Source organism: Dyella agri, assembly GCF_044904705.1.
In the GTDB taxonomy this organism is placed as follows: Bacteria; Pseudomonadota; Gammaproteobacteria; order Xanthomonadales; family Rhodanobacteraceae; genus Rhodanobacter_A; species Rhodanobacter_A agri.
The window spans coordinates 752,672-774,101 of sequence record NZ_JADIKL010000002.1 but is presented as its reverse complement, the minus strand read 5'-3'; the positions used below and the strand labels follow the sequence as shown (position 1 = coordinate 774,101).

At 67.0% G+C, this 21,430-nt stretch carries 15 protein-coding genes; 8 read left to right on the top strand and 7 right to left on the bottom strand.

Going from position 1 to position 21,430, the window contains the following annotated elements; genetic code table 11:
• Positions 1 to 405 precede the first annotated feature (405 nt).
• Positions 406 to 2,013, top strand: a complete 1,608-nt coding sequence (locus ISP14_RS05925; protein ID WP_404537082.1) for a tetratricopeptide repeat-containing sulfotransferase family protein — start codon at positions 406 to 408, stop codon at positions 2,011 to 2,013.
• Positions 2,014 to 2,070: 57 nt separating this feature from the next.
• Here the strand turns inward: ISP14_RS05925 and ISP14_RS05920 are convergent, their stop codons facing one another.
• The gene (locus ISP14_RS05920) at positions 2,071 to 2,862 is read right to left on the bottom strand and encodes an AMP nucleosidase (protein WP_404537080.1); all 792 of its coding nucleotides are present in this window, start codon (positions 2,860 to 2,862) and stop codon (positions 2,071 to 2,073) included.
• Between the two features lie 158 nt (positions 2,863 to 3,020).
• Between ISP14_RS05920 and ISP14_RS05915 the strand changes: the two genes are divergently transcribed.
• Positions 3,021 to 3,965: a DegV family protein gene (locus tag ISP14_RS05915; RefSeq protein WP_404537078.1), complete on the top strand. Its 945-nt coding sequence runs from the start codon at positions 3,021 to 3,023 to the stop codon at positions 3,963 to 3,965.
• A gap of 59 nt (positions 3,966 to 4,024) precedes the next feature.
• On the opposite strand, the gene ISP14_RS05910 is transcribed toward ISP14_RS05915, so the two are convergent.
• Entirely contained in the window at positions 4,025 to 4,804 is a 780-nt protein-coding gene (locus ISP14_RS05910; protein WP_404537076.1) for an SDR family oxidoreductase, read from the bottom strand.
• Between the two features lie 80 nt (positions 4,805 to 4,884).
• Here ISP14_RS05910 and ISP14_RS05905 point away from each other — a divergent pair, with 80 nt between their 5' ends.
• On the top strand, positions 4,885 to 5,109 hold the full coding sequence (locus ISP14_RS05905) for a hypothetical protein (RefSeq protein WP_404537075.1): 225 nt from the start codon (positions 4,885 to 4,887) through the stop codon (positions 5,107 to 5,109).
• 67 nt (positions 5,110 to 5,176) lie between these two features.
• Positions 5,177 to 5,998, top strand: a complete 822-nt coding sequence (locus ISP14_RS05900; protein ID WP_404537073.1) for an ABC transporter ATP-binding protein — start codon at positions 5,177 to 5,179, stop codon at positions 5,996 to 5,998.
• 16 nt (positions 5,999 to 6,014) lie between these two features.
• Here the strand turns inward: ISP14_RS05900 and sppA are convergent, their stop codons facing one another.
• Positions 6,015 to 7,904 carry a signal peptide peptidase SppA gene (gene sppA, locus ISP14_RS05895; RefSeq protein WP_404537071.1) on the bottom strand — a complete coding sequence of 630 codons (1,890 nt, stop codon included), beginning with the start codon at positions 7,902 to 7,904 and terminating at the stop codon, positions 6,015 to 6,017.
• Positions 7,905 to 7,969: 65 nt separating this feature from the next.
• The gene (locus ISP14_RS05890; protein ID WP_404537069.1) at positions 7,970 to 9,382 is read right to left on the bottom strand and encodes an MATE family efflux transporter; all 1,413 of its coding nucleotides are present in this window, start codon (positions 9,380 to 9,382) and stop codon (positions 7,970 to 7,972) included.
• 98 nt (positions 9,383 to 9,480) lie between these two features.
• Between ISP14_RS05890 and ISP14_RS05885 the strand changes: the two genes are divergently transcribed.
• From ISP14_RS05885 to ISP14_RS05870, 4 genes are all read left to right on the top strand, one after another.
• Positions 9,481 to 10,638: a DUF3667 domain-containing protein gene (locus ISP14_RS05885; RefSeq protein WP_404537067.1), complete on the top strand. Its 1,158-nt coding sequence runs from the start codon at positions 9,481 to 9,483 to the stop codon at positions 10,636 to 10,638.
• Positions 10,639 to 11,027: 389 nt separating this feature from the next.
• Complete coding sequence (locus ISP14_RS05880; RefSeq protein WP_404537065.1) at positions 11,028 to 13,205, top strand: primosomal protein N'; 2,178 nt, start codon at positions 11,028 to 11,030, stop codon at positions 13,203 to 13,205.
• Between the two features lie 72 nt (positions 13,206 to 13,277).
• A complete protein-coding gene (locus ISP14_RS05875) occupies positions 13,278 to 14,225 on the top strand; it encodes a sterol desaturase family protein (protein ID WP_404537063.1) in 948 nt (315 codons plus the stop codon).
• Between the two features lie 77 nt (positions 14,226 to 14,302).
• Positions 14,303 to 15,568 (top strand): NAD(P)/FAD-dependent oxidoreductase, encoded by a 1,266-nt coding sequence (locus tag ISP14_RS05870; RefSeq protein WP_404537062.1) that lies wholly within the window; start codon positions 14,303 to 14,305, stop codon positions 15,566 to 15,568.
• Between the two features lie 33 nt (positions 15,569 to 15,601).
• Here the strand turns inward: ISP14_RS05870 and ISP14_RS05865 are convergent, their stop codons facing one another.
• From ISP14_RS05865 to ISP14_RS05855, 3 genes are read right to left on the bottom strand one after another with little or no spacing between them, the layout of a single operon-like run.
• Positions 15,602 to 17,062, bottom strand: a complete 1,461-nt coding sequence (locus ISP14_RS05865; protein ID WP_404537060.1) for an efflux transporter outer membrane subunit — start codon at positions 17,060 to 17,062, stop codon at positions 15,602 to 15,604.
• A complete protein-coding gene (locus ISP14_RS05860) occupies positions 17,049 to 18,236 on the bottom strand; it encodes an efflux RND transporter periplasmic adaptor subunit (protein ID WP_404537058.1) in 1,188 nt (395 codons plus the stop codon). The genes ISP14_RS05865 and ISP14_RS05860 overlap by 14 nt, the downstream gene beginning before the upstream one ends.
• Positions 18,223 to 21,429 (bottom strand): efflux RND transporter permease subunit, encoded by a 3,207-nt coding sequence (locus ISP14_RS05855; RefSeq protein WP_404537056.1) that lies wholly within the window; start codon positions 21,427 to 21,429, stop codon positions 18,223 to 18,225. Before ISP14_RS05855 ends, ISP14_RS05860 begins: the two co-directional genes overlap by 14 nt.
• Between the last annotated feature and the right edge of the window lies 1 nt (position 21,430).

The following is a 21,430-nucleotide window of genomic DNA, read 5'->3' as shown; positions in this document are numbered from 1 at the left end:
AAATTCTTGCGAACCCTTCCTCGTACGGTCCGCCTAGTCGCAAAAAATAAGACCGCAAAAACGCGTTAGTCAACAAAATTTTATCTTTTCCGCAACATCTAGTCGAAAGATCCCCGGCAAAGCCCGTGCTCGACTGTAAGATATTGCCAATCCAATCAACGAGTTACATTGAAAACGAAATAAATAGACGTAACATCCTTGTCGCGCGCGGAAATACACCGCCACGCAGGCTGAGCGTTTCGTCACCCGCGACCGTTATCGTTTAACGCAATGGGCTGCGTACCCGCCCCAGCGGCACAACCGCCTTAGCCCTTCCGGGTTCCCCCGCAACCTGTCGATGACCAGGCTGTCAAAGGCATGCCTTGACGAATTGAGTGGCGCCATCGGTGGCACTACCATCGATCGATGAATTCGATAGCGTCTCCATCGGCACAACTTACGTCAGATCCGCAAGCTACCCGGCCCGAAGACGATGCCCGTCTCTCCGCGGCACAGGCCGCCCTGGAGTCGCGGATCGGCCGCTCACCTCATGATGTTGCCGCACTGATTGAGCTATCCACAGTGATGTTCCAGCGTGGGCAGCTCCGGGCATCCAGCCAACCGTTGCTCCTGGCCGCGACCCGGTTGCCGCGCAATGTGCCACTCATCCTTTCATTGGTAGAACGACTGATCGCCACCGGCGAAATCGTGGCCGCACGTGCCTGCCTCGACCTGCTAGCACAAGCACCCGAGCCGCCTGCCGAACTGCTGGCCGCGCAGGCCCATTTGCGCTTTGTGCTCGGTGACATCGCCATGGCCAGAGAATTGATGGCACGGGCCATCCAAGCCGGCGCCAACTCCCCGGGCGAGCTGCACATGTACGCCATGCTGCTCCAGTTCAGTGGCAGGATCGACGAAGCGCATGCCGTGCTGGAACGTTGCCTTGCGCAGTGGCCGACTTTCGGCGACGCCGCCATGGTGCTAGCTAACCTGCGCAAGCAATTGCCGGAATCGAACCGGCTGGCCTGGCTGCGTGAACAATTGCGGCAAATGCCTGCGACCGGCACCAGCCCCGAACGCGACTTCGTACGGGCTGAGTTCGAATATGCTTGCTTCAAGACACTGGACGACCTCGGTCGGCATGAGGAGGCATGGTCTGCACTGTCGCGCTGTAACGCGCTGATGCACGCCCTCAACCCTTACCGCGCCAACGTCGAGGAAGAAGTTGTCGACGCATTGGCCAACATGCCGGTGACCAGCACACCTCCGTGCGCCCCCCCTCCCGGCCCCGTACCCATCTTTGTCGTCGGCATGCCCCGCTCTGGCACGACCCTGCTGGATCGCATCCTGACCAGCCATTCGCAGGTCGCCTCGGCCGGGGAGATCATTGATTTCTGGCGTCAGCTGCACTGGGTAGCCGACGTGACCCCGGCACGTTCCGAAGGGCTGCTAGAAGTGATCCGGCGCAGCGACCGGATCAACTACCGGGAACTCGGGGAACGCTACCTGAAGCAGACCCAATGGCGCGCGCAGGGCAAGGCCTGGTACGTGGACAAGCTGCCTGCGAACATCCAGATGGTCGCGTTCATCCGGCGGGCATTGCCGCATGCGCCCATTCTGCACATGGTGCGCGACCCGATGGACACGTGCTTTTCCAACTACAAGGCCATGTTCGGCAACATCTCGCCGTACAGCTATGACCTTGCAGCCCTCGCGCACTACTTCGGCCAGTACACGCGCCTCGCCCGACACTGGAACGCCGCAATGCCTGGCGCCGTGCTCGATGTCCCGTATGCCGGCCTGGTGCAACAAACCGAGGCTACCGTTCGCGGAATCCTGGATTTCTGTGGGCTACCGGTCGAAGAGGCTTGCTTCCGGCCGGAGCGCAACACCTCCCCCGTGGCCACCCCCAGCGCCGCCCAGGTGCGCGAGACGATACACGCACGTAGCCTGGGACAGTGGCGAACCTATGCGCGACAGCTGGAGCCCCTGCGCCTCTCACTGGAGGCCCGACTGGGCGAACCAGTCGGGTGACGCCGCATCCGCGACCCAGGCCCTCCCGGACCCGGGCCGAATGCGGACAGCCAGCCCTCACTCCCCCTCGCCATCCCCCTCGAACCGCAGGTGCTTCACGCTGCGGCCGTTGCGGCGGACCAGCTTGAGCGCCTCGATGCCGACACGGATGTGCGCCTCGACGTACTGGCTGGTGACCTTGCGGTCGCTGGCTTCGGTCTTTACGCCCTCGGGGATCATTGGCTGATCGGAGACCAGCAGCAGCGCGCCGCAGGGGATGCCGTTGGCGAAGCCGGCGGCAAAGATGGTGGCGGTCTCCATGTCGATCGCCATGCAGCGCGTCTGCCGCAGGCGATCCTTGAACGCCTCGTCGTGCTCCCAGACTCGACGGTTGGTGGTGTAGACAGTGCCAGTCCAGTAGTCGTGGCCGAGGTCGCGGATCATGGTGGAGACGCCACGCTGCAGCTGGAACGCCGGCAGCGCAGGCACTTCCGGCGGCAGATAGTCGTTGCTGGTGCCCTCGCCACGGATCGCGGCAATCGGCAGCACCAGATCGCCGATCTGGTTCTTCTTCTTGAGCCCGCCGCACTTGCCCAGGAACAGCGCAGCCTTCGGCTCGATCGCGCCGAGCAGGTCCATCACGGTGGCTGCGTTGGGGCTGCCCATGCCGAAGTTGATCAGGGTGATGCCATCGGCGGTGGCGTTCGGCATCGGTCGGTCGCGTCCCTGCACCTCCACGCCATGCCATTCGGCGAACAGGTCCACGTAGTGACCGAAGTTGGTCAGCAGGATGTACTGGCCGAACTGCTCCAGCGGTGTGCCGGTGTAACGCGGCAGCCAGTTGGCGACGATCTCGTGCTTCTCTTTCATGCAGTGTTGCCTTGTCCGTTAGTGCCTCCGCGCCTGCGGAGGGTGCCGGCGACGCCACGCCGGCGGGGTCCTCTGGCCTGCGTCCATTATGAATGGATGCGGCTGCCGCCGGCGTACCCTCGTGTTATGTTGCGAATGCCATTCGAGGGGGATGACACATGCGCATGGGCCTGACCATGGACGCCGCCTGCGATCTGCCGCAAGCGTTTCTGCAGGAGCACCGCATCACGGTGATGCCGATCACCGTGAAGGTGGATGGCGAAACCTTCATGGACGATCGCGATCCCGCAGAGATCCAGCGTTTCATCAACCGTCGCCTCGGCAGCCGCAGCCACTCGGCGGAAACCGAGCCCACCTCGGCAGAGGAAGTGCAGCAGCTGTTCCTTGAGCGCCTGGTGCTGGAGCAGGACTGCGTGTTCAGCCTCACCATCACCGCCACCCGCAGCCCGATCCACGACAACGTGGTGCGTGCCAGCTTCGCGGTGCTGCGCGGCTACCGCGAGGTGCGCGAGCCGGCCGGTGTCAATGGTCCGTTCCTGATGCGGGTGATCGATACCCGCAACATCTTCGCCGGCGCAGCGCCAGCAGTCTTCGAGGCCGCACGGCTCATCGCCGCGGACGAGGCCCCGGCCACGATCCGCGAACGACTCAATCACATCGCCAACCACAGCTACGGCTACATGCTGCCGCGCGACCTGTACTACCTGCGCGCCCGCGCCAAGAAGAAGAACGACCGCAGCGTCGGCCTGTTCAGCGCGATGCTGGGGTCGGCGCTGGACATCAAGCCGATCCTGCGCTGCTTCCGCGGCGAGACCGGGCCGGTAGGCAAGGCGCGCGGCTTCGAGCAGGGCGCACAGCAGCTGTTCGACTATGCCGCCGCGCGCGTGCGCGCCGGCCTGCTGGTGCCGATGGTCTGTGCCAGCTACGGCGGCGATCTCGCCGTGCTGTCGCACCTGCCCGGCTACGCCGGCCTGCGCACGGCCTGCGAAGAATGCGGTGTCACGCTGATGGAAGCGCCGATGAGCATCACCGGCATGGTCAATGTGGGCGAAGGCGCGGTGACGTTGGGTTTTGCTGCCGAGGAGCACGAGGCTGCATTCTGAGCCTCGCCTGCGCGCGAACAGCTTCCCGGCACGGCCACGCCGGGATCACGGGCAGGCCCTCAGAAACCGTAGCTGAGGAAGCCGCCGTCCACACCCAGCACCTGGCCGGTGATGTAGCTGGCCGCGGGCAGGCACAGGAAGGCGATTGCCGCGGCCACTTCCTCCGGCTCGCCGATGCGCTTGAGCGGCGTGCGCTCCAGCACCTCTTCCAGGTAATCCTCGTCGGCCAGTGCGGGATCGGTGCGCTGGGTACGGATGTACCACGGCGCTACTGCGTTGACGCGGATGCCGTCCACCGCCCACTCCGCGGCGAGGTTGCGCGTGAGCTGGTGCAGCGCAGCCTTGCTCATGCCGTACGGTGCGCCGGTGCGCACGTGGGTGGCGCCGGACACCGAGCCCACGTTCACGATCGCCGCGTTCGCGTGTTGCACCAGCTGTGGATGCGCCAGCCGGCACATCTCGAAGGCGGCGAACAGGTTCAGCTCGAAGATCTCCCTATAGTCGTCGCCGTACTCCAGCGCCGGCTTCGGCACATTGCCGCCTGCGTTGTTGACCAGCAAGGACAGCGGCAGGCCGATGTCGGCCACCCAGTCGAACACCGCGAGCCGATCCTCCGCATCGGCGAGGTCGGCGCCCAGCGCATAGACCTCGATACCCTCGTGCTCGTCGGCCAGCTCCACCCTCACCTGCTCGAGGTAATCCTCGTCGCGCGCCACCAGCAACAGGTTCGCGCCCAGCCCGGCCAGTTCGTGCGCGGTGGCGTAGCCGATGCCCTTGCTGGCGCCGGTGATCAGGGCGGTATGGCCGTGCAGTTGCCAGGCATCGGTGCGGCTGTTCATGAGGCGAGCTTACACGATGGTCTTGCCGGCGGGTCCATGCAGCGGGACACTCAACGCCTGCATTCCATGAGGCTCGCACGATGAAAATCACGCTTCCGCTGCTGTGCCTGCTCTCTCTCGCCGCCTGTTCCGGCAAGCCGCCGACGCCCACGACCACCGCGCAACCGGCCACCGCAGCCAGCAGCCGCGTCGCCACACCGTGGGATGCCATGAAGGCCGACGAGCAGCGGGCAAAGGACGTGCAGAAAATCGTGGACAAGCAAGCGGAAGAGCAGCGCAAACAGATCGAGGCACAGGAGCAGTAATCGCCATTTGGACGTCTCGACGTCCGAATACCTTGCCATCCGGCGGCTTTGCCGGCATCGTGCCGGCATGCATGCCGACACCTTGCCCGTCCCCGCACCGCCATTGCTGGAGATCGACGACGCCACCGTACTGCGTAACGGCCAGCCGGTGCTCGACCACTTCAGCCTGCGCGTCGACACGGGCCGGCACACCGCGATCCTCGGCCCCAACGGCTCGGGCAAGTCCACCCTGGTGCAACTGATCGCCCGCCAGCTCTACCCGCTGGCGCGGGGTGATTGCCGCAGTCCGGTACGCGTGTTCGGCCGCGGGCGCTGGAACGTGGCTGAGCTGCACGGCCTGCTCGGCATCGTCTCGCCCGCGCTGCAGCGCGACTACACCAGCGAGATGCCGCTGGAGGTGTTCGACGCGGTGGTTTCCGGCTTCTACGCCGCGCGCGGTCTGAGGCTGGACCATCGGGTCAGCGAAGGCATGCGCGAACGCGCGAATGCGGCGCTCGAACAGCTCGGCGCCAGCCACCTGATCGGCCGCGAGATGGCGGGCTTGTCCACCGGCGAAGCACGACGCGTGCTGATCGCCCGCGCCCTGGTACACCGCCCGCGCGCCCTGCTGCTGGACGAGCCCTGTGCAGGACTGGACCTCGCCAGCCGCCGCCGCTTCCTGGAGGGCCTGCGCACCCTGGCGCGCGGCGGCACCACCCTGTTGCTGGTGACCCACCATGTCGAGGAAATCATCCCCGAGATCGATCAGGTGCTGCTGCTCAAGCGCGGCCGCGTGCTGCGGCAAGGCGACAAGGCCGATACGCTCACCGACGCCGCGCTGAGCGAGGCATTCGATCTGCCGATCCGGGCGACGCAGCGTGGCGAGTGGTACCACGCCGCGATCGATTGAACGCCTCTCGCCGCGCTCAGTGCGGCGAACAGAAGCAATACGCGTAGACGTTCGGCGTACCGGCCCTGGCGTCCCGCAACAGCGACAGCTCCGGCGCCAAGGCGTGGACCTGCGCGAACCAAGGCGGCAAGCGCAGCCCCCAGGATTGCAGCAGCTGCACGCTCGCGCTCTGGCTGGAGTCGACCAGGAGGCGCTCGAACGTGCCCAGCGGTGCCTCCTGGTAGCGCACCGGGTAGTCCTTGCCCAGCTTGGCAAGTCCGGCGGCTGCGGCCGTGGCGTCGCCCAGGCCGCCAAGCTGGTCGACCAGGCCGCGATCGAGCGCCTGGCTCCCGGTCCACACGCGGCCCTGGGCGATCGCGTCGATGGCATCGAAGCTCTTGCCGCGCGCCTTGGCTACGCCGCCTACGAAGTCGCGATAGCCCTTGTCGATGATCGCCTGGATCACTGCACCCACCTTGGGATCGAGCGGGCGGGTGATGTCGAACGCGCCGGCCATCGGCCCGGTGGCCACGCCGTCGCTCTGGATGCCGAACTTGGCCAAAGTGTTCGGCACCGTGTAATACATGCCGAAGATGCCGATCGAACCGGTGATGGTGTTCGGCTCAGCCATGATGCGATCGGCGTTCATCGATATCCAGTAGCCGCCGCTGGCGGCCACGTCGCCCATCGACACCACGACCGGAATGCCGGCCTCGCGGGTGAGCGCGACCTCACGGCGGATCTGCTCCGCGGCATATACCTCGCCGCCGGGCGAGTCCACCCGCAGCACCAGCGCCTTGGTGCGCTTGTCCTCGCGCGCGTCGCGGATCAGCGCCGCAGTGGATTCGCCGCCGATCGCCCCCGGCGGGCGCTTGCCGCCGCCGATCTCGCCCTCGGCCACCACCACGGTCACGCCCTGCGCGAACAGACTCCCGCTCGGCAGGTCGGCGCCGTAATGCGCCAGGTCCACCGCGCGGAAGCCGTGGCCATTCTTCCCCGCGGGCACGCCTTGGGTGCGCAGCATTGCGATCAGCTCGGCACGGGTGGCGGTGCCGTCGATCAGGTGCTCGTCGAGCGCGAGCTTGGCAAGGTCGCCCTGGGCGCTGGCAATGGTCTGCGGCAGGTTGTCGACATCGGCACGCAACGTCGCGGGATCGAGCTTGCGCAGCTTCGCCACCTCGGCGAGGTACTCGTCCCACAGCCCGCCCATCCAGTAGCCGTCGGCCTCCTTCGAGGAAGGCGAGGCATGGTCGAGGATGAAGGGCTCCGCCGCGCTCTTGAACTGACCCACGCGGAACAGGTGCACGTCCACGCCCAGCTTGTCGAGCAGATCCTTGTAGAACAACCGGTAATTCGCGAGGCCGGTCAGCATCAGGCTGCCCTGCGGATCGAGCAGCACCCGGTCGGCATGCGCGGCAAGGTAGTACTGGCCCTGGCCCAGGTTCGCCGCCCAGGCGATCACCGGCTTGCCGGTGGCACGGAAGCGATCCAGCGCCGTCCCCACCTCGTGCAGCGCGGCGAAGCCACCGGCGTGCAGCTCGTCCGGCAGCAACAAGATGCGGCTGATGCGCTTGTCTTTCGCCGCGCCATCGATGGCGTCCACCAGGTCGCGCAGCTGCACTTGCTGCGCCTTGTCGCCAGAGAGCTTTGCCAGCGTGCGCTGCAGCGCGCCGACACTGTATTGCTCGACCAGTTGCCCCTCGGGTTGCAGCACCAGCACGCTGCCGTCCGCCACCGTGTGCTCATCCCGGCTGCCGGCGATCACACCGACCACGAACAGCAGCACGATCAGCAGAAAGAAGAAGAACACCGCGTTGATGATCAGCAGCCGCACCACGTTGATGCCGCGGCCGATGCCGCACAGCACCGCCCAGAAACCGTACTGGCGCGGCGGCCGGTTTGTAGGCGGCGAAGAACGGGATGGCATGGGCGGTGGCTGCATCGGTGCGGGTTCCCCGGGCGGTTCGCCCTAGCGTAGCCGTTCGCGCAGCGTCACGTCATGCCTGGGGCGACTGGCACCGGCTGCTCCGCCGGCGCCAGCATGTGCCGCCGCCAGCGCTCGCGCCAGGCGCTGCGCCAGAAGCGGATGAACAGCAGCAGCGCCGCCACGCTGAGGCCGGCGATCAGCCCCATCCACATGCCGCGCGCACCCAGGCCGTGGTGGAAGGCCAGCCACCAGCCGGCAGGCATGCCCACGCCCCAGTAGGCGAACAAGGTGATCGCCATCGGCACGCGAGTGTCCTTGAGTCCGCGCAGCGCGCCGTTCGCGGCCACCTGGATGCCGTCGGAGAACTGGAACAACCCCGCCAGCACGATCAGCTGCGCCGCCAGCGCAATCACCTTGGCGTCGTGCGTGTACAGCATGGCGATGAAATGCGGCAGCGCCAGCATCAGCGAGGCGGACACCAGCTGCGTGGCCAAGGTCAGGGCGATACCGCAGAGGCCGGCGTAGCGCACGCCGCGCGCGTCGCCGCGCCCCACCGCGTTGCCCACCCGCACGGTGATCGCCATCGCCACGCCCAGCGGCACCATGAAGAACACCGTGGCGACGTTGAGCGCCACTTGGTGGCTGGCGATCACGTCCTCGCCCAACGTGCTGATGACGAGCGCCGTAGCCACAAACAGCCCACCCTCGGCCAGCAGGGTCACCGCCATCGGCAGACCGATGTGCAGCAGCGCGCCGATACGTCGCCAGTGCGGCCACTCGAAACGCTCGAACAGGTTCAGCCCGTGGTAGTTGCGGTGTTTCAGCACATAGACGCCAAAACCCAGCATCTCCAGCCATAACGCGGTGGCGGTAGCGATGCCGCAGCCGTGCGCGCCCTGCGGCGCAATGCCCAGTTTGCCGAACATCAGTACATAACCAAGCGGCACCAGCAACACGAGGCCGCCGAAGCCGAAATACATCGATGGCCGGGTCAGCGACAAGCCCTCGGACAGTCCGCGCAGCGCGAAGTAGCAAGTCAGCGCGGGCGCGCCCCAGCTGATCGCGGACAGGAAACGCTCCACGTCGTAGCGCAGGCTGGGCGTCACGCCGATCAGGTCGATCAACGGCCCCGCATGGCGCACCGCGAACCACAGCAGCGCTCCCATCGCCAGCGCCAGCCACAGCGCCTGGCGGAACACGCCGCCCACCTCGTGGCGCCGCCCGGCGCCGTCCAGCTGCGCCACCGAAGGCGGCACCGCCATCATCATGCCGATGCCGCAAACGATCGCCAGCGACCAGATGCTCGCGCCCACCGCCACCGCGCCCAGCACATGGGCGCTGACGTGGCCGGAGAGTATCGCGTCGATCACGTTGCTGCCGACCGCGGCCAATTGCGCCAGGATCAGCGGAATGGCGAGGCGCACGGTGGCGCCGATCTCGTGCCGCACACGGGCACGCTCGGGGCGAAACGGTTTCATCGAAGGCTCCTAGGAGCCGCCATTCTAGCGGGCAGGGCTGTCGGGAGCCGCATGCTGTGCCAAGATCGCGCGCTGCAGCAACATCGAGGGGCACACTGATGAAATCCCTGGTCAGCCACGAAGGCCAGTACTGCGCCAACTGCGCGACCCCGCTCGTCGGCGAGTTCTGCCACGAGTGCGGGCAATCCATGCACAGCGTGCTCAAGCCGATGCACCACATGGTCGAGGAAACCGTGGAGACGGTGCTGCATATCGACAGCCGCATCGTGCACACGTTGCCGCCGCTGTTCGTCAAGCCCGGCTTCCTCACGCTGGAATACTTCTCGGGACGCCGCGTCCGCTACATCGCGCCATTCCGGCTGATGTTCGTACTGAGCCTGCTGTGCTTCTTCGTGCTGCACTTGGCCACCTCGGCGGCGATCAACCACAGCATCGAACAACGCCAGCACCAGGTGTTGCTCGACCGCGGCACCGACTTCGCGCAGGCCGACAGCGCGAACGAGGTACGCGAGCAGCTCGAAGAGAAGGTCAACGCCTTGAACGCCGTACAGACCTTCGGCGACGACGCGATGGCAGCGCAGGCAACCTCCACGAAGCAACGACTGCGCGCCGCCGCCAATCAACGGCTGGTCGAGTTGCATGCCCAGCCACTGCCCGCCGAGGCAGACACCGCCCCTCCGGCCAGCCCGAGCTCGGCGACCACCAGCAAAGTGGAGCCGGTGCACGTCGCCTGGCTGCCCGATTTCGCCAATCAGCGCCTGAACGCGGTTCGCCAGCACATCGACGACAACTGGCACGCCTTCCGGCATGGCGATGCGGTAAGCCGCCAGGCCGCCAAAGAGCGCGTGGTCAGCGGCGTCTTCGGCAACCTGCCCGGCGCCATGCTGGTGCTCGTGCCGGTGTTCGCCCTGCTACTCAAGCTGTTCTACGTGTTCAAGCGGCGGCTCTACATGGAGCACCTGATCGTGGCGCTGCACAGCCACGCCTTTCTGTTCCTGTGGCTGCTGCTGTGCACGCTGCTGACCATGTTCGCCCATTGGCTGGAGCCGCACGCGCTGTGGACGACGACGCCGCTGAACTGGTTGGAACGGCTCCTGGTCCTTTGGGCTCCGGTCTACCTGCTGATGATGCAAAAACGGATCTATCGGCAGGGTTGGCCGATGACCTTGCTGAAGTACTGGTGCATCGGCTGGTGCTACTTCTGGCTGCTCGGTTTTGTGCTGCTGTTCGCATTTGTGCTGGGTCTGGCGCACTGAACGACGCACCAGCGGAAGCCGTCTGGCCGCGGTTTTGCACAGCATCATCGACCTGTCAAGGCACGCCGCCTTGTTTGTCCGTTCGATGAACGCCCGCTAGACGCGAATTGCAAGTCATTGATGCATAAATTGTTTTTTACATGACCAAAACGTGTCCAGACTGTCGCGAAGGGCGCCGCCATGCGCTTCGGCGCCCCTCGTCCCCGCGCCGTCCACAGACTTATCCACAGGCGTTGTGGATAAGCGAAAAAACCTGTGCGGCTGAGTGACTTGCACCTGACTCCTCGACCCTTGGACAGCATGTCTCCGCAAACGCCGTCCCGCCTGCCCCTTGCGCGGAGAATGCGGCCTCAGCAAGACCGGCCCGGCCGTTAAACTTGGTTGCCATGATGCCCGCCGTCCTGCGCGTCGCCCTACCCGTACCCCTGCCCACCCTGTTCGACTACTTGCCGCCCGCGTCCGGCGGGGAGCCGCGGCCAGGCAGCCGGGTGCTGGTGCCGTTCGGCCGCAGCCAGGCAGTGGGAGTGGTGGTGGCCACTGACGTGGAGCCCTCGGTGGGCGCGGGCAGGTTGAAACGCGCGCTGCGCCTGCTCGACGACGCCCCCCTGCTCGACGCCGAGCTGATGCACACCCTGGCTTGGGCCGCCGACTACTGGCTGGGCGCGCCCGGCGAGGCCTATGCGAATGCGCTGCCGCTGGCGCTGCGCGAAGCGAAGCCGCTGCCTCCGCTGGGCGAGGAGTGCTGGTCGCTCACCACCTCCGGCCGCAGTGCTCTGGACGCCGGCAGCCGCCGTGGCGCCAGCCGCACGCTGCTCGCCGAACTCGCCGCCGGTCCGTTGGCTGCCAACGAACTCGACGCCTGCCTCCCCGGCTGGCGCGCCGCGGCACGGCGGCTGCTCACGGCCGGCCTGCTCGAGCGCGGCGAACGCAAGGCCACCGACGCCATCGCCACCCGCGCCGCACCCGTGCTGGGCGAAGAGCAGCAGCAGGCCGTGGCCGAGGTGGCCGCCAGCCTTGGCCACTACCAACCCTTCCTGCTCGATGGCGTCACCGGCAGCGGCAAGACCGAGGTATACCTCGCCTTGATCGAACGCACCTTGGCGCAGGGCCGGCAAACCCTGTTGCTGGTGCCCGAAATCGGCCTCGCCCCGCAGACCGTGCGCCGCCTGCGCGAACGCCTCGGCGTGGCGGTGGAGGTGATCCACTCCAACCTGGCGGAAGGCGAGCGCGCCCGTGCCTGGCTGCGTGCACGCTCGGGCGAGGCGAAAGTGATCCTGGGCACTCGCTCGGCGGTATTCACGCCGCTGCCGCATGCCGGGCTGGTGATCGTCGACGAGGAACACGACGGCGCCTACAAGCAGCAGGAAGGTTTCCGTTATCACGCACGCGATCTCGCCGTCGTGCGCGCCCGCGCACTGAACGTACCGGTGCTGCTGGGTTCGGGCACGCCCTCGCTGGAATCGCTGGCAAACGTGGAGGCCGGCCGCTATCGCGCACTGCACCTGCGCGCGCGCCCCGGCGCCGTGCGACCGCCGCAGGTGCAGATCGTGGACATGCGTGCACAACGGCTGCAGCACGGCCTCTCGCCGACCCTGCTCGCCGCGGTCGCCGACACCGTGGCGCGCGGCGAACAGGTGCTGGTGTTCAAGAACCGCCGCGGCTACGCGCCAGTGCTGCTATGCCATGCCTGCGGCTGGCATGCCGACTGCCCGCGCTGCGAACACCCGTTGACCCTGCATGCCGGTCGCCGCGCGCTGATCTGCCACCACTGCGATCATCACAGCCGCGTTCCTCCCGCCTGCCCGGCCTGCGGCGCCACCGAGCTGAAGCCGCAGGGCCAGGGCACCGAACGGCTGGAGGAAACGCTGGCCGCGCACTTCCCCGGCACACCGGTGTTGCGCATCGACCGCGAAACCACGCGCCGTCGTGATGCCTTCGAGCATTTGCTCGACACGCTGCGCGACGAGGCGAAGCCCGCGATCCTGGTGGGTACCCAGATGCTGGCCAAGGGTCACGACCTGCCCAATCTCACCCTCGTCGCCATCGTCGGCGTGGACGAAGGCCTGCTCAGCGTGGACTTCCGCGCCAGCGAGCGGCTGGCGCAGCAACTCGTGCAGGTCGCCGGCCGCGCCGGTCGCGCCGCCAAGCCGGGCCGCGTACTGCTGCAGACCCACCACCCCGATCACCCGCTGCTGCGCCAGCTGCTGGCGCACGGTTATGCCGCTGCCGCGCAGACCCTGCTGGCCGAGCGGCGGCAGGTCATGCTTCCGCCCTATGCACACCAGGTGCTGCTGCGCGCCGAGGCCACCCAACGCGCGGCAGTCGATACCTTCCTCGCCGCGGCCTGTGCCGCACTTCCTCCGGATCACGGCCTGCAGGTCGCCGGCCCCATGCCCGCCCCGATGCCGTTGCGCGCCGGCCGCCAACGCGGCCAGTTGCTGCTGGAAGCCGCCAGCCGTCGCGAACTCCACGCCACGCTGCGCCCGTGGGCCGCGCACCTCGCGCGCCTGCCCGACGCGCGCAAGGTGCGCTGGTCGCTGGACGTGGATCCGATCGACCTCTACTGATGGCGTGACGCGGTTTCGCCCCGGCAAGTTCCGTGCGCGTTAGGATCGGCCGGATGACGATGGGGAGACCGCATGAAACTGCCCGAAGCGTTGGTCAACTTTTTCGGCCTTGGCGGCCTTGAGACGCTGAGGTCCACGCATCACCTGACGCTGGCCTCGTTCAAGAGCATCCAGGGCATCGAGGCGGTGGTTTCGCCGATCTTCCCCGCGATCCTGATGTGCGAGATCGCCTTTCTCGTCTGGGCCTACCACCGCTCGCCGGGCAGGCTCTATGCGGTCTACAAGATTCCCGTGCTGATGTACGCGTTCAACTGGGTCATCGGCGTGCTGGTCAACGTCGACGTCTTCCTGTGGACGCAACGGCATTTTGCCGCGGTCGCGCCATTCACCGCGCCGCTGCATATCCTCTGGTTCTTCTACGCCTACGTCGTATGGGAACTGAGCCACTTCGTCTACCACTGGACCTGTCACAGGGTCCGACTGCTGTGGGTGCTGCATTCGCCGCACCACGCCCCTACGCACATGAATCTCGGCGTGATCTTCGCTGCCTTCTTCCTGCAAGGCACCTACGCGAACTTCATACGCACGGCGATCTGCTCGATCCTGGGCGTGCCCATGGAGCTGTTGCTGCTCTGCATGGTGATCGATGCATGCTGGGGCTCGCTGATCCATTTCAGCGAGGAGGCCTGGCCGTCCGGCAGAACCGGCTGCTTCCTCGACACGCTGCTGCTGATGCCCTCGGATCACCGCGTCCATCACTCCAGCAATCCGGAATACATCGACACGAACTACTGCAACACCTTGCCGATCTGGGACAAGCTGTTCGGCACGCTTCGCCGCGAGATTCCCGGGGTCAGGCCCAGATACGGCCTGAGCCGCCCGCAGAAGCCCAACGATTTCACCGACACCTACTTCGGCGAAATCGACCTGCTCTGGCGCGATATCCGGCAGGCAGACTCTTGGAAAAGGCGGGCGCTGCTGGTCGTGATGCCGCCGGGATGGGGATCGCCGGGTCACTGACAGGCATCCATCGCGCCCCGGCTTCAAGCCGCCATGACGTGACCTACAATCACGGGCTGTGTCCCAGGAGCTTCGCGATGTCCGACGCACTGCCCCACATCGTGATACTCGGCGGTGGTTTCGGTGGGCTCACCGCGACGCAGGCCCTGGCCCGCACGCCGGCGCGCATCACCCTGGTCGACCGGCACAATCATCATCTGTTCCAGCCGCTGCTGTACCAGGTCGCCACCGCGGGCTTGTCGGCGCCGTCGATCGCGGCCCCGCTGCGGCAGATCCTGCGCCACCAGCGCAACGTCACCGTACTGATGGATGAGGTCACCGGTATCGACCTCGCGCAGCGCCGCGTACAACTCACGCGCGAACGGCTGGACTATGACTGGCTGCTCGTCGCCACCGGCGCGGCGCATGCCTACTTCGGCCACGACGGCTGGGCGGCCGATGCACCTGGACTGAAGTCGCTGGACGATGCGCTGGCGATCCGCCGCCGGGTGCTCACCGCGTTCGAGCGCGCCGAGCAAGAGGACGACCCCGCCCGCCGCCAGGCTTGGCTCAACTTCGTGGTGGTGGGCGGTGGAGCCACCGGCGTGGAACTGGCCGGCACCCTCGCGGAAATCGCGCGCCATACGCTGACCGGCGAGTTCCGCCGCGCCCAGCCGCGAGCGGCCAACATCCTGCTGGTGGAAGCGGGACCGCGCGTGCTGGCGGCGTTCGATCCCGCACTGTCGGCCAAGGCGCAGCGGCAGCTGGAGCATCTCGGCGTACAGGTACGCATCGGTCAGGCGGTGACGTCGGTGGACGGCGAAGGCGTGACGCTGGGTACCGAGCGCATCGCCGCGCACACCGTATTGTGGGCCGCGGGCGTGGCCGCTTCACCGCTGGGCCGCAGCCTCGACGCGCCGCTGGATCGCGCGGGCCGCGTGATCGTGCAAGCCGATCTCAGCCTGCCCGGCCATCCGGAGGTGTTCGTGCTGGGCGACCTCGCCAGCGTGCAGCAGGATGGACGCCCGGTGCCGGGTGTGGCACCCGCCGCCAAACAGATGGGCCAGCACGTGGGCCGCCTGATCGCCGCCCGCCTACGCGGCGACCGTCGCCCGCAGCCGTTCCGCTACCGCGACGCCGGCTCGCTGGCGACCATTGGCCGCATGGCGGCGGTGGCCCAATTCGGTCGGCTGCGGCTGTCCGGCTTGCTTGCGTGGTGGGTATGGCTGGGCGCGCACATCTGGTTCCTGATCGGCTTCCGCAACCGCCTGGTGGTGATGCTGGACTGGGCGATGGCGTACTGGACCCAGGCGCGGCACGCACGGATCATCACCGGCGCGGACGAGCGCGCGGATCGCGATTGATGCCGCGCCCGGCCTGTTGCAAGGCCGGGAATTTCAGCCGCCGCCGATCGTGCTGCCGTCGTGCGCGGACTTCTGCGCCAGCTGCCCGCGCGACCAGCCGCCACCCAGCGCGCGGATGAGCTGCACGCTGGCGCGCAACTGCTGCGTACCCAGGCTCAGCACGCCGCTCTGCGCCTGCAATGCCGCGGTCTGTGCCTGCACCACATCGAGATAACTCGCCGCGCCCGCCTTGTACTGCTTCATCGCCAGGTCCAGTGCGCGCTGCGCGGCGACCGCGGCAGCCTGCTGGTCGACCGCGGCGGAGCCGAGGCGGTCGAGCAGGGCGAGGTTGTCCTCGACTTGCTGGAACGCGCCCAGCACCACGCCACGGTATTTCGCCCCGGCCTCGTCCGCCGCAGCCTTGGCGGCTGCGACCTGTGCCTTGCGCCTGCCGCCGTCGAAAAGGTCGAACAACAGCGAGGGGCCGAGTGCCCAGACCTGATTGGGCGCGGTGAGCAGGTCGGCGTAGCGCTTGCTGAGGAAACCGCCTTGCGCGTTCAGCGTCAGCGAGGGGAAGTAGGCCGAGCGCGCCACGCCAATGTCGGCATTGGCCTCGGCGGTACGACGCTCGGCGGCGGCGATATCGGGACGGCGCTGCAACAAGGTCGATGGCACGGCCAGCGGAATCTTCGGCAGCGGAATGGCCGCCGTTTGCGCCGGCAGGTCGAACTGCGAGGCGGATTCGCCCACCAATACCGCGATGGCGTCCTGCATCTCCGCACGTTGTGCCGCGGTCTGCGCCCATTGCGACTTCACCGTGGACAACTGCGTCTGTGCGCGCGCCACGTCGAGGCCGGAAACGATGCCGCCGCCATGCAAGGTCTGCGTAAGCTGCAACGCCTTCTGGTAGGCATCGACGCTTTGCTGCAGCAACTGCAACTGCTGGTCGAGGCCGCGCAGCGCGAGGTAATTGTCGGCAAGCTGCGCCTGCAGGCTGAGTTGCACGGAGGCGAGGTCGGCCGCCGTGGCCTGCGCCTCGTCCCTGCCGGCGGCGACGGTGTCGCGCACCTGCCCCCACAAATCCACTTCGTAGCTGAGCTGCGCGCCTGCGGTGTAAGTGTCGTAATCCGCTGGCGCCGTGGGACCGCGCAGCGGCGCGGTGTCGGACTGGCGCTGGCGCACCGCGCCGGCGCTGGCTCCGATCTGCGGGAAATAGCCGGAGCGCGCTTCGTGGAACAAGGCCTGCGCCTGCTGGTAATGCGCCAGCGCGGCAGCGAGGTCGGCATTGTGGGCGAGCAGGCGTTGCTGCAACTGGTCGAGCTGCGGGTCGCCATACAGCGACCACCAGTCCGCCCGCGGCAATTGATCCGCCGGCTGTGCCAGCACCCACGGGCCGGTGTCCTTGTACTGCGCGGCGACCGGGGTGGCTGGCACCTTGTAGGTCGGCGCCAGGTTGCAACCGGCCAGCGCCGCGACCATCGGCAACGCGAGCAGGAGGCGGTCAGCCCTTCGCATGTGAGTCGTCCGCCTTCTGCTGCTCGGCCACGCGGACGTGATCGCCGGTGCCGATGCCATCGGGCGGGCTGTCGATCACTTTGTCGCCGGCGTCGAGGCCGGCGCCGATCACGGCTTGCTTGCCGTCGTCGCGCAACACGGTCACCGGCTTGAACGTGACTTTGTCGCCGGCGCCGAGCGTGGCCACCTGCATGCCTTTACCGTTGAAGACCAGCGCGCTGGACGGCACGCTCAAGTCGACGTGGGCCGTTCCCAGATCCAGATCCACGCTGGCGAAGCCGCCGGGCATCAGTTCGCCCTTGCTGTTGTCCACCAGCAACTGCATCAGCGTGGTGCCGCTGGAAGCGTTGACCGATCCCGCCGAGTCGAGCACGGTAGCCGTGTACGGCTTGCCCGGATGCTCCGGCACGCGCAACACGGCGCGCGTGCCCTTGGGTACCTGCGGCACGTAGTTCTGCGGCACGTTGACGTACAGGCGCAGCTTGCTGGTATCGGACACCACGAACAATTCCGGACCGGCGCCGCTGCCGACGTTGATCAGCGCACCGACGTCGGTGTCGCGCGCGGTGACGGTGCCGTCGAACGGCGCAAGAAGCCTGGCGAAACCTTTCTCGACCTGAAGCTGGTCGACCTGCGCCTGCGCGGCCTTCACCTGCGCCTCGGCCGCGTTCAGCGCGCTGGTGCGCTGGTCGATGTCCTGCTGTGCGACCGCGTCGGTACCGGCCATCGCCTGCCAGCGTTTGGCGCTGATCTGCGCCAGCTTGGCGTTGGCCTGCGCCACGCCGAGGCTGGCCTGTGCCTGCGCGAGCTGCTGGTCGACGTCCGGTGTTTCGATGGTGCCTAGCAGGTCGCCCTTCTTCACGTGCGCGCCGATGTCGGTGTTCCAGCTCTTGAGGTAGCCGGAAACGCGCGCATAGATCGGTGCGCTCACGAAGGCCTGCAGGCGACCCGGCAATTGCAGGGCGGACTGGCCCGAGGCCGCCTCCGGCTGCGCCACCGTGACCACCGGCAGTGCCTGCTGCTGCGTCCAGTCGTGCATCTGCTCGGTACCGTGGACGCGGCTGGCCAGGCCATAGACGACGATGATCGCCGCCACCACGGCAGCGGCGATGCCAGCCGTGCGCAGGCCGCGTGGCGCGGCTTGCGGCTGGGTGTGAGGATCAAGCTGGGACATGGATCTCTCCGGGATGGCCTTGCGGCGCATGCTTCTCGCCATAGCGCCGATGGATGATGCTGAACACGACAGGGACGAAGAACAGGGTGGACACCGTGGCGAACACCAGGCCACCGATCACCGCGCGGCCGAGCGGCGCGTTCTGCTCGCCGCCCTCGCCCAACGCAAGCGCCATCGGCAACATGCCGATCACCATCGCCAGCGCCGTCATGCAAACCGGGCGGAATCGCACGAAACCGGCCTCCAGCGCGGCCCGCGCCGCGTCGCCGTGTTCGTCCAGCCGCTCACGGCAGAAGCTCACCACCAGGATCGAGTTGGCGGTGGCCACACCCATGCACATGATCGCCCCGGTGAGCGCCGGCACCGATAGCGTGGTGTGGCTGGCGAACAGCATCCACACGATGCCGGCCAGCGCGGCGGGCAACGCGGTGATGATCACGAATGGATCGGCCCAGGACTGGAAGTTCACTACGATCAGGAAGTAGATCAGCGCGATCGCGCCGAGCAGGCCGAACAGCAGGCCCTCGTACGCGCCGTTCATGGTCTCGACCTGGCCGAGCAAGGCCACGGTAGCCCCCTTGGGCGCGTCCTTGGCGTTGGCATGGATGATCTTCTGGATGTCGGCGGCCACCGCGCCGAGGTCACGCCCTTGCGTGCTGGCGAAGATCTGCACCATCGGCTGGATGTTGTACTCGGACACCACCGCGTTGGCGCGGTCGTACTTGATGTCGGCGATACCGCCGAGCACCGTGGTCGGACTGCCTGCGGCGTTGACCGGCATGTCGGCCAGCGCGGCGGAAGTGTCCATGCGGTACTGCGGCGTCTGCATCACGATGGGATAAGTGATGCCGTTCTTCGGGTTGAGCCAGAAGGTCGGCGCCACCTGGCTGCTGCCGGCCAGGTTCACCACCATGCTGTTGGTGACATCGCGCGGGGTGGCGCCGACGTATTGTGCGCGCGTGCGGTCGAGGTCCACGTTCACCGTGGGCAGCGACTGCGACTGCTGGATGCGCGCGTCGGCCACGCCGGTGACGCGGCGAACCTGCGCCAGCAACGTGTTGGCGTAGGCGAAGTCGGCCGGCAGATCGCGGCCACGCACCTGCAGCTCGATCGGGGCCGGCGTGCCGAAGTTGAGGATCTGGCTGACGATGTCGGCGGGCAGGAACGAGAAGGTCACGCCGGGGAAGCGCTTCGGCAGTTCCTCGCGCAGGCGCTTCACGTAATCGTCCGTCGGCGCATGACCTTCGCGCAGCGCGATCTGGATGTCGCCGTCCTGCTCGCCGATCGTGCCGGTGTTGTTGTAGATGGTGTTGATCGACGACAGGAACGGCGCGCCGATATTGTCGGCCATCGTATCCAGGTCCTTCGCCGGGATGACCTGGCGGATGGCCTGCTCGATGCGGCCGAACTTCGCGGCGGTGTCCTCCAGCCGCGTGCCGACGCGCACACGTACGTGGAGCAGCATCTGGCCGGCATCCACCGACGGGAAGAAGTTGCGGCCCAGGAACGGCGCTAGCGCGAACGACAGCACCACGAAGGCCAGGAAGCCCATCGTGAATACGCGCCGATGTTGCAGCGCCAGTTCGAGCAGGCCGTGGTAGCCGCGACGGATCCTCTCAAACCCCGCCTCGAAGCGGCGCTGGAAGCGCACCAGCGGATTGCGCGACGGTGGCAGCTCCGCGTTGGTGCCGTGCTCGTCGGTATGCGACGCATGCGGTTTGAGCAGGTACTTCGCCATCGTCGGCACCAGCGTGCGCGACAGGAAGAACGAGCAGATCATCGCGAACATCACCGACTCGGCCATCGGCACGAACAGGTAGCGCGCCACGCCTTGCAGGAAGAACATCGGCACGAACACGATGCAGATGCACAGCAGCGAGACGAAGGCCGGCGTCACGATCTGCGCCGCACCGTCCATGATCGCGGCTTCCACGTTCTTGCCGTGTTCCAGGTGCCAGTTGATGTTCTCGATGGTCACCGTGGCGTCGTCGACCAGGATGCCCACCGCCAGCGCCAAACCGCCCAGGGTCATGATGTTGAGCGTCTCGCCCAACGCCGACAGCATGGCGACCGAACCCAGTACCGCCAGAGGGATCGACACGGCGATGATCACGGTCGAGCGCCAGCTGCCGAGGAACAACAAGATCATCAGACTGGTCAGCGCCGCCGCGATCACGCCTTCGCGGATCACGCCGCTCACCGCCGCGCTGACGAACACCGACTGGTCGCCCACCGGCTTGACCTGCAATGCGTCGGGCAGCGACGGCCGGATCTCCGCCAGCATCTTCTTGATGCCGCTGATGATGTCCAGGGTGGAAGTGGTGCCACTCTTGAACACGCTGAGCAGGATCGAGCGGCTGCCGTCCACGTGCACCATGTTGGTCTGCACCGCGCTGCCGAAATGCACGTTGGCCACATCGCGCATGTAGACCATCGCGCCGTTCACCGATTTGATCGGCAGGTTGGCGAGGTCTTCCAGCCCCGACGGCGCGTTGTTCAGGTTGACCACGTACTCGGTGTCGCCGACCTTCTGCGTACCCACGGGCGTCAGCAGGTTCTGCGCGGCCAGCGCATTGGCGACGTCGTTGCCGGTGAGGCCGCGCGCCTGCAGCGCGGCAGGATCGAGGTCGAACATCACCTGCGGCGTCTTGCCGCCGAACGGATACGGAATGCCCGCGCCCTCCACCGTCACCAGCCGGGTACGTACCTGGTTGATGCCGAGATCGGTCAGGTTCTGCTCGCTGAGGCCCTTGCCAGACAGCGCCAGCTGGATGATGGGCACGGTCGAGGCGCTGTAGTTGATGATCAGCGGCGGCGTGGTGCCCGGCGGCATCTGCTTGAGCAAGGTCTGCGCGATCGCGGTGACCTGCGCGTTGGCGATGGCGATGTTGGCCGACGGGTGGAAGAAGATCTTGATGATGCCGAAGGTGTTGTACGAGTTCGCCTCGATGTGCTCGATGTTGTCCACCGTGGTGGTGAGCGCGCGCTCAAACGGCGTATCGATACGTCCGGCCATCTGGTCGGGCGGCAGGCCGGTGTACTGCCAGGCCACCGCGATCACCGGAATGTTGATGCTCGGGAAGATATCCACCGGCATGCGCAGAGCGGCCAGCGCACCGGTGATCAAGATGAGCAGCGAGAAGACGACAAAGGTATACGGCCGCGAAAGCGCGATCCGGACTAGGCCTATCATG

What these genes read in the sequence shown, in the direction of transcription:
- ISP14_RS05925 (WP_404537082.1), top strand. Translation starts at nt 406, where the DNA reads ATGAATTCGATAGCGTCTCCATCGGCACAACTTACGTCAGATCCGCAA.
- ISP14_RS05920 (WP_404537080.1), bottom strand. Translation starts at nt 2,862, where the DNA reads ATGAAAGAGAAGCACGAGATCGTCGCCAACTGGCTGCCGCGTTACACC.
- ISP14_RS05915 (WP_404537078.1), top strand. Translation starts at nt 3,021, where the DNA reads ATGCGCATGGGCCTGACCATGGACGCCGCCTGCGATCTGCCGCAAGCG.
- ISP14_RS05910 (WP_404537076.1), bottom strand. Translation starts at nt 4,804, where the DNA reads ATGAACAGCCGCACCGATGCCTGGCAACTGCACGGCCATACCGCCCTG.
- ISP14_RS05905 (WP_404537075.1), top strand. Translation starts at nt 4,885, where the DNA reads ATGAAAATCACGCTTCCGCTGCTGTGCCTGCTCTCTCTCGCCGCCTGT.
- ISP14_RS05900 (WP_404537073.1), top strand. Translation starts at nt 5,177, where the DNA reads ATGCATGCCGACACCTTGCCCGTCCCCGCACCGCCATTGCTGGAGATC.
- sppA (WP_404537071.1), bottom strand. Translation starts at nt 7,904, where the DNA reads ATGCCATCCCGTTCTTCGCCGCCTACAAACCGGCCGCCGCGCCAGTAC.
- ISP14_RS05890 (WP_404537069.1), bottom strand. Translation starts at nt 9,382, where the DNA reads ATGAAACCGTTTCGCCCCGAGCGTGCCCGTGTGCGGCACGAGATCGGC.
- ISP14_RS05885 (WP_404537067.1), top strand. Translation starts at nt 9,481, where the DNA reads ATGAAATCCCTGGTCAGCCACGAAGGCCAGTACTGCGCCAACTGCGCG.
- ISP14_RS05880 (WP_404537065.1), top strand. Translation starts at nt 11,028, where the DNA reads ATGCCCGCCGTCCTGCGCGTCGCCCTACCCGTACCCCTGCCCACCCTG.
- ISP14_RS05875 (WP_404537063.1), top strand. Translation starts at nt 13,278, where the DNA reads ATGAAACTGCCCGAAGCGTTGGTCAACTTTTTCGGCCTTGGCGGCCTT.
- ISP14_RS05870 (WP_404537062.1), top strand. Translation starts at nt 14,303, where the DNA reads ATGTCCGACGCACTGCCCCACATCGTGATACTCGGCGGTGGTTTCGGT.
- ISP14_RS05865 (WP_404537060.1), bottom strand. Translation starts at nt 17,062, where the DNA reads ATGCGAAGGGCTGACCGCCTCCTGCTCGCGTTGCCGATGGTCGCGGCG.
- ISP14_RS05860 (WP_404537058.1), bottom strand. Translation starts at nt 18,236, where the DNA reads ATGTCCCAGCTTGATCCTCACACCCAGCCGCAAGCCGCGCCACGCGGC.
- ISP14_RS05855 (WP_404537056.1), bottom strand. Translation starts at nt 21,429, where the DNA reads ATGATAGGCCTAGTCCGGATCGCGCTTTCGCGGCCGTATACCTTTGTC.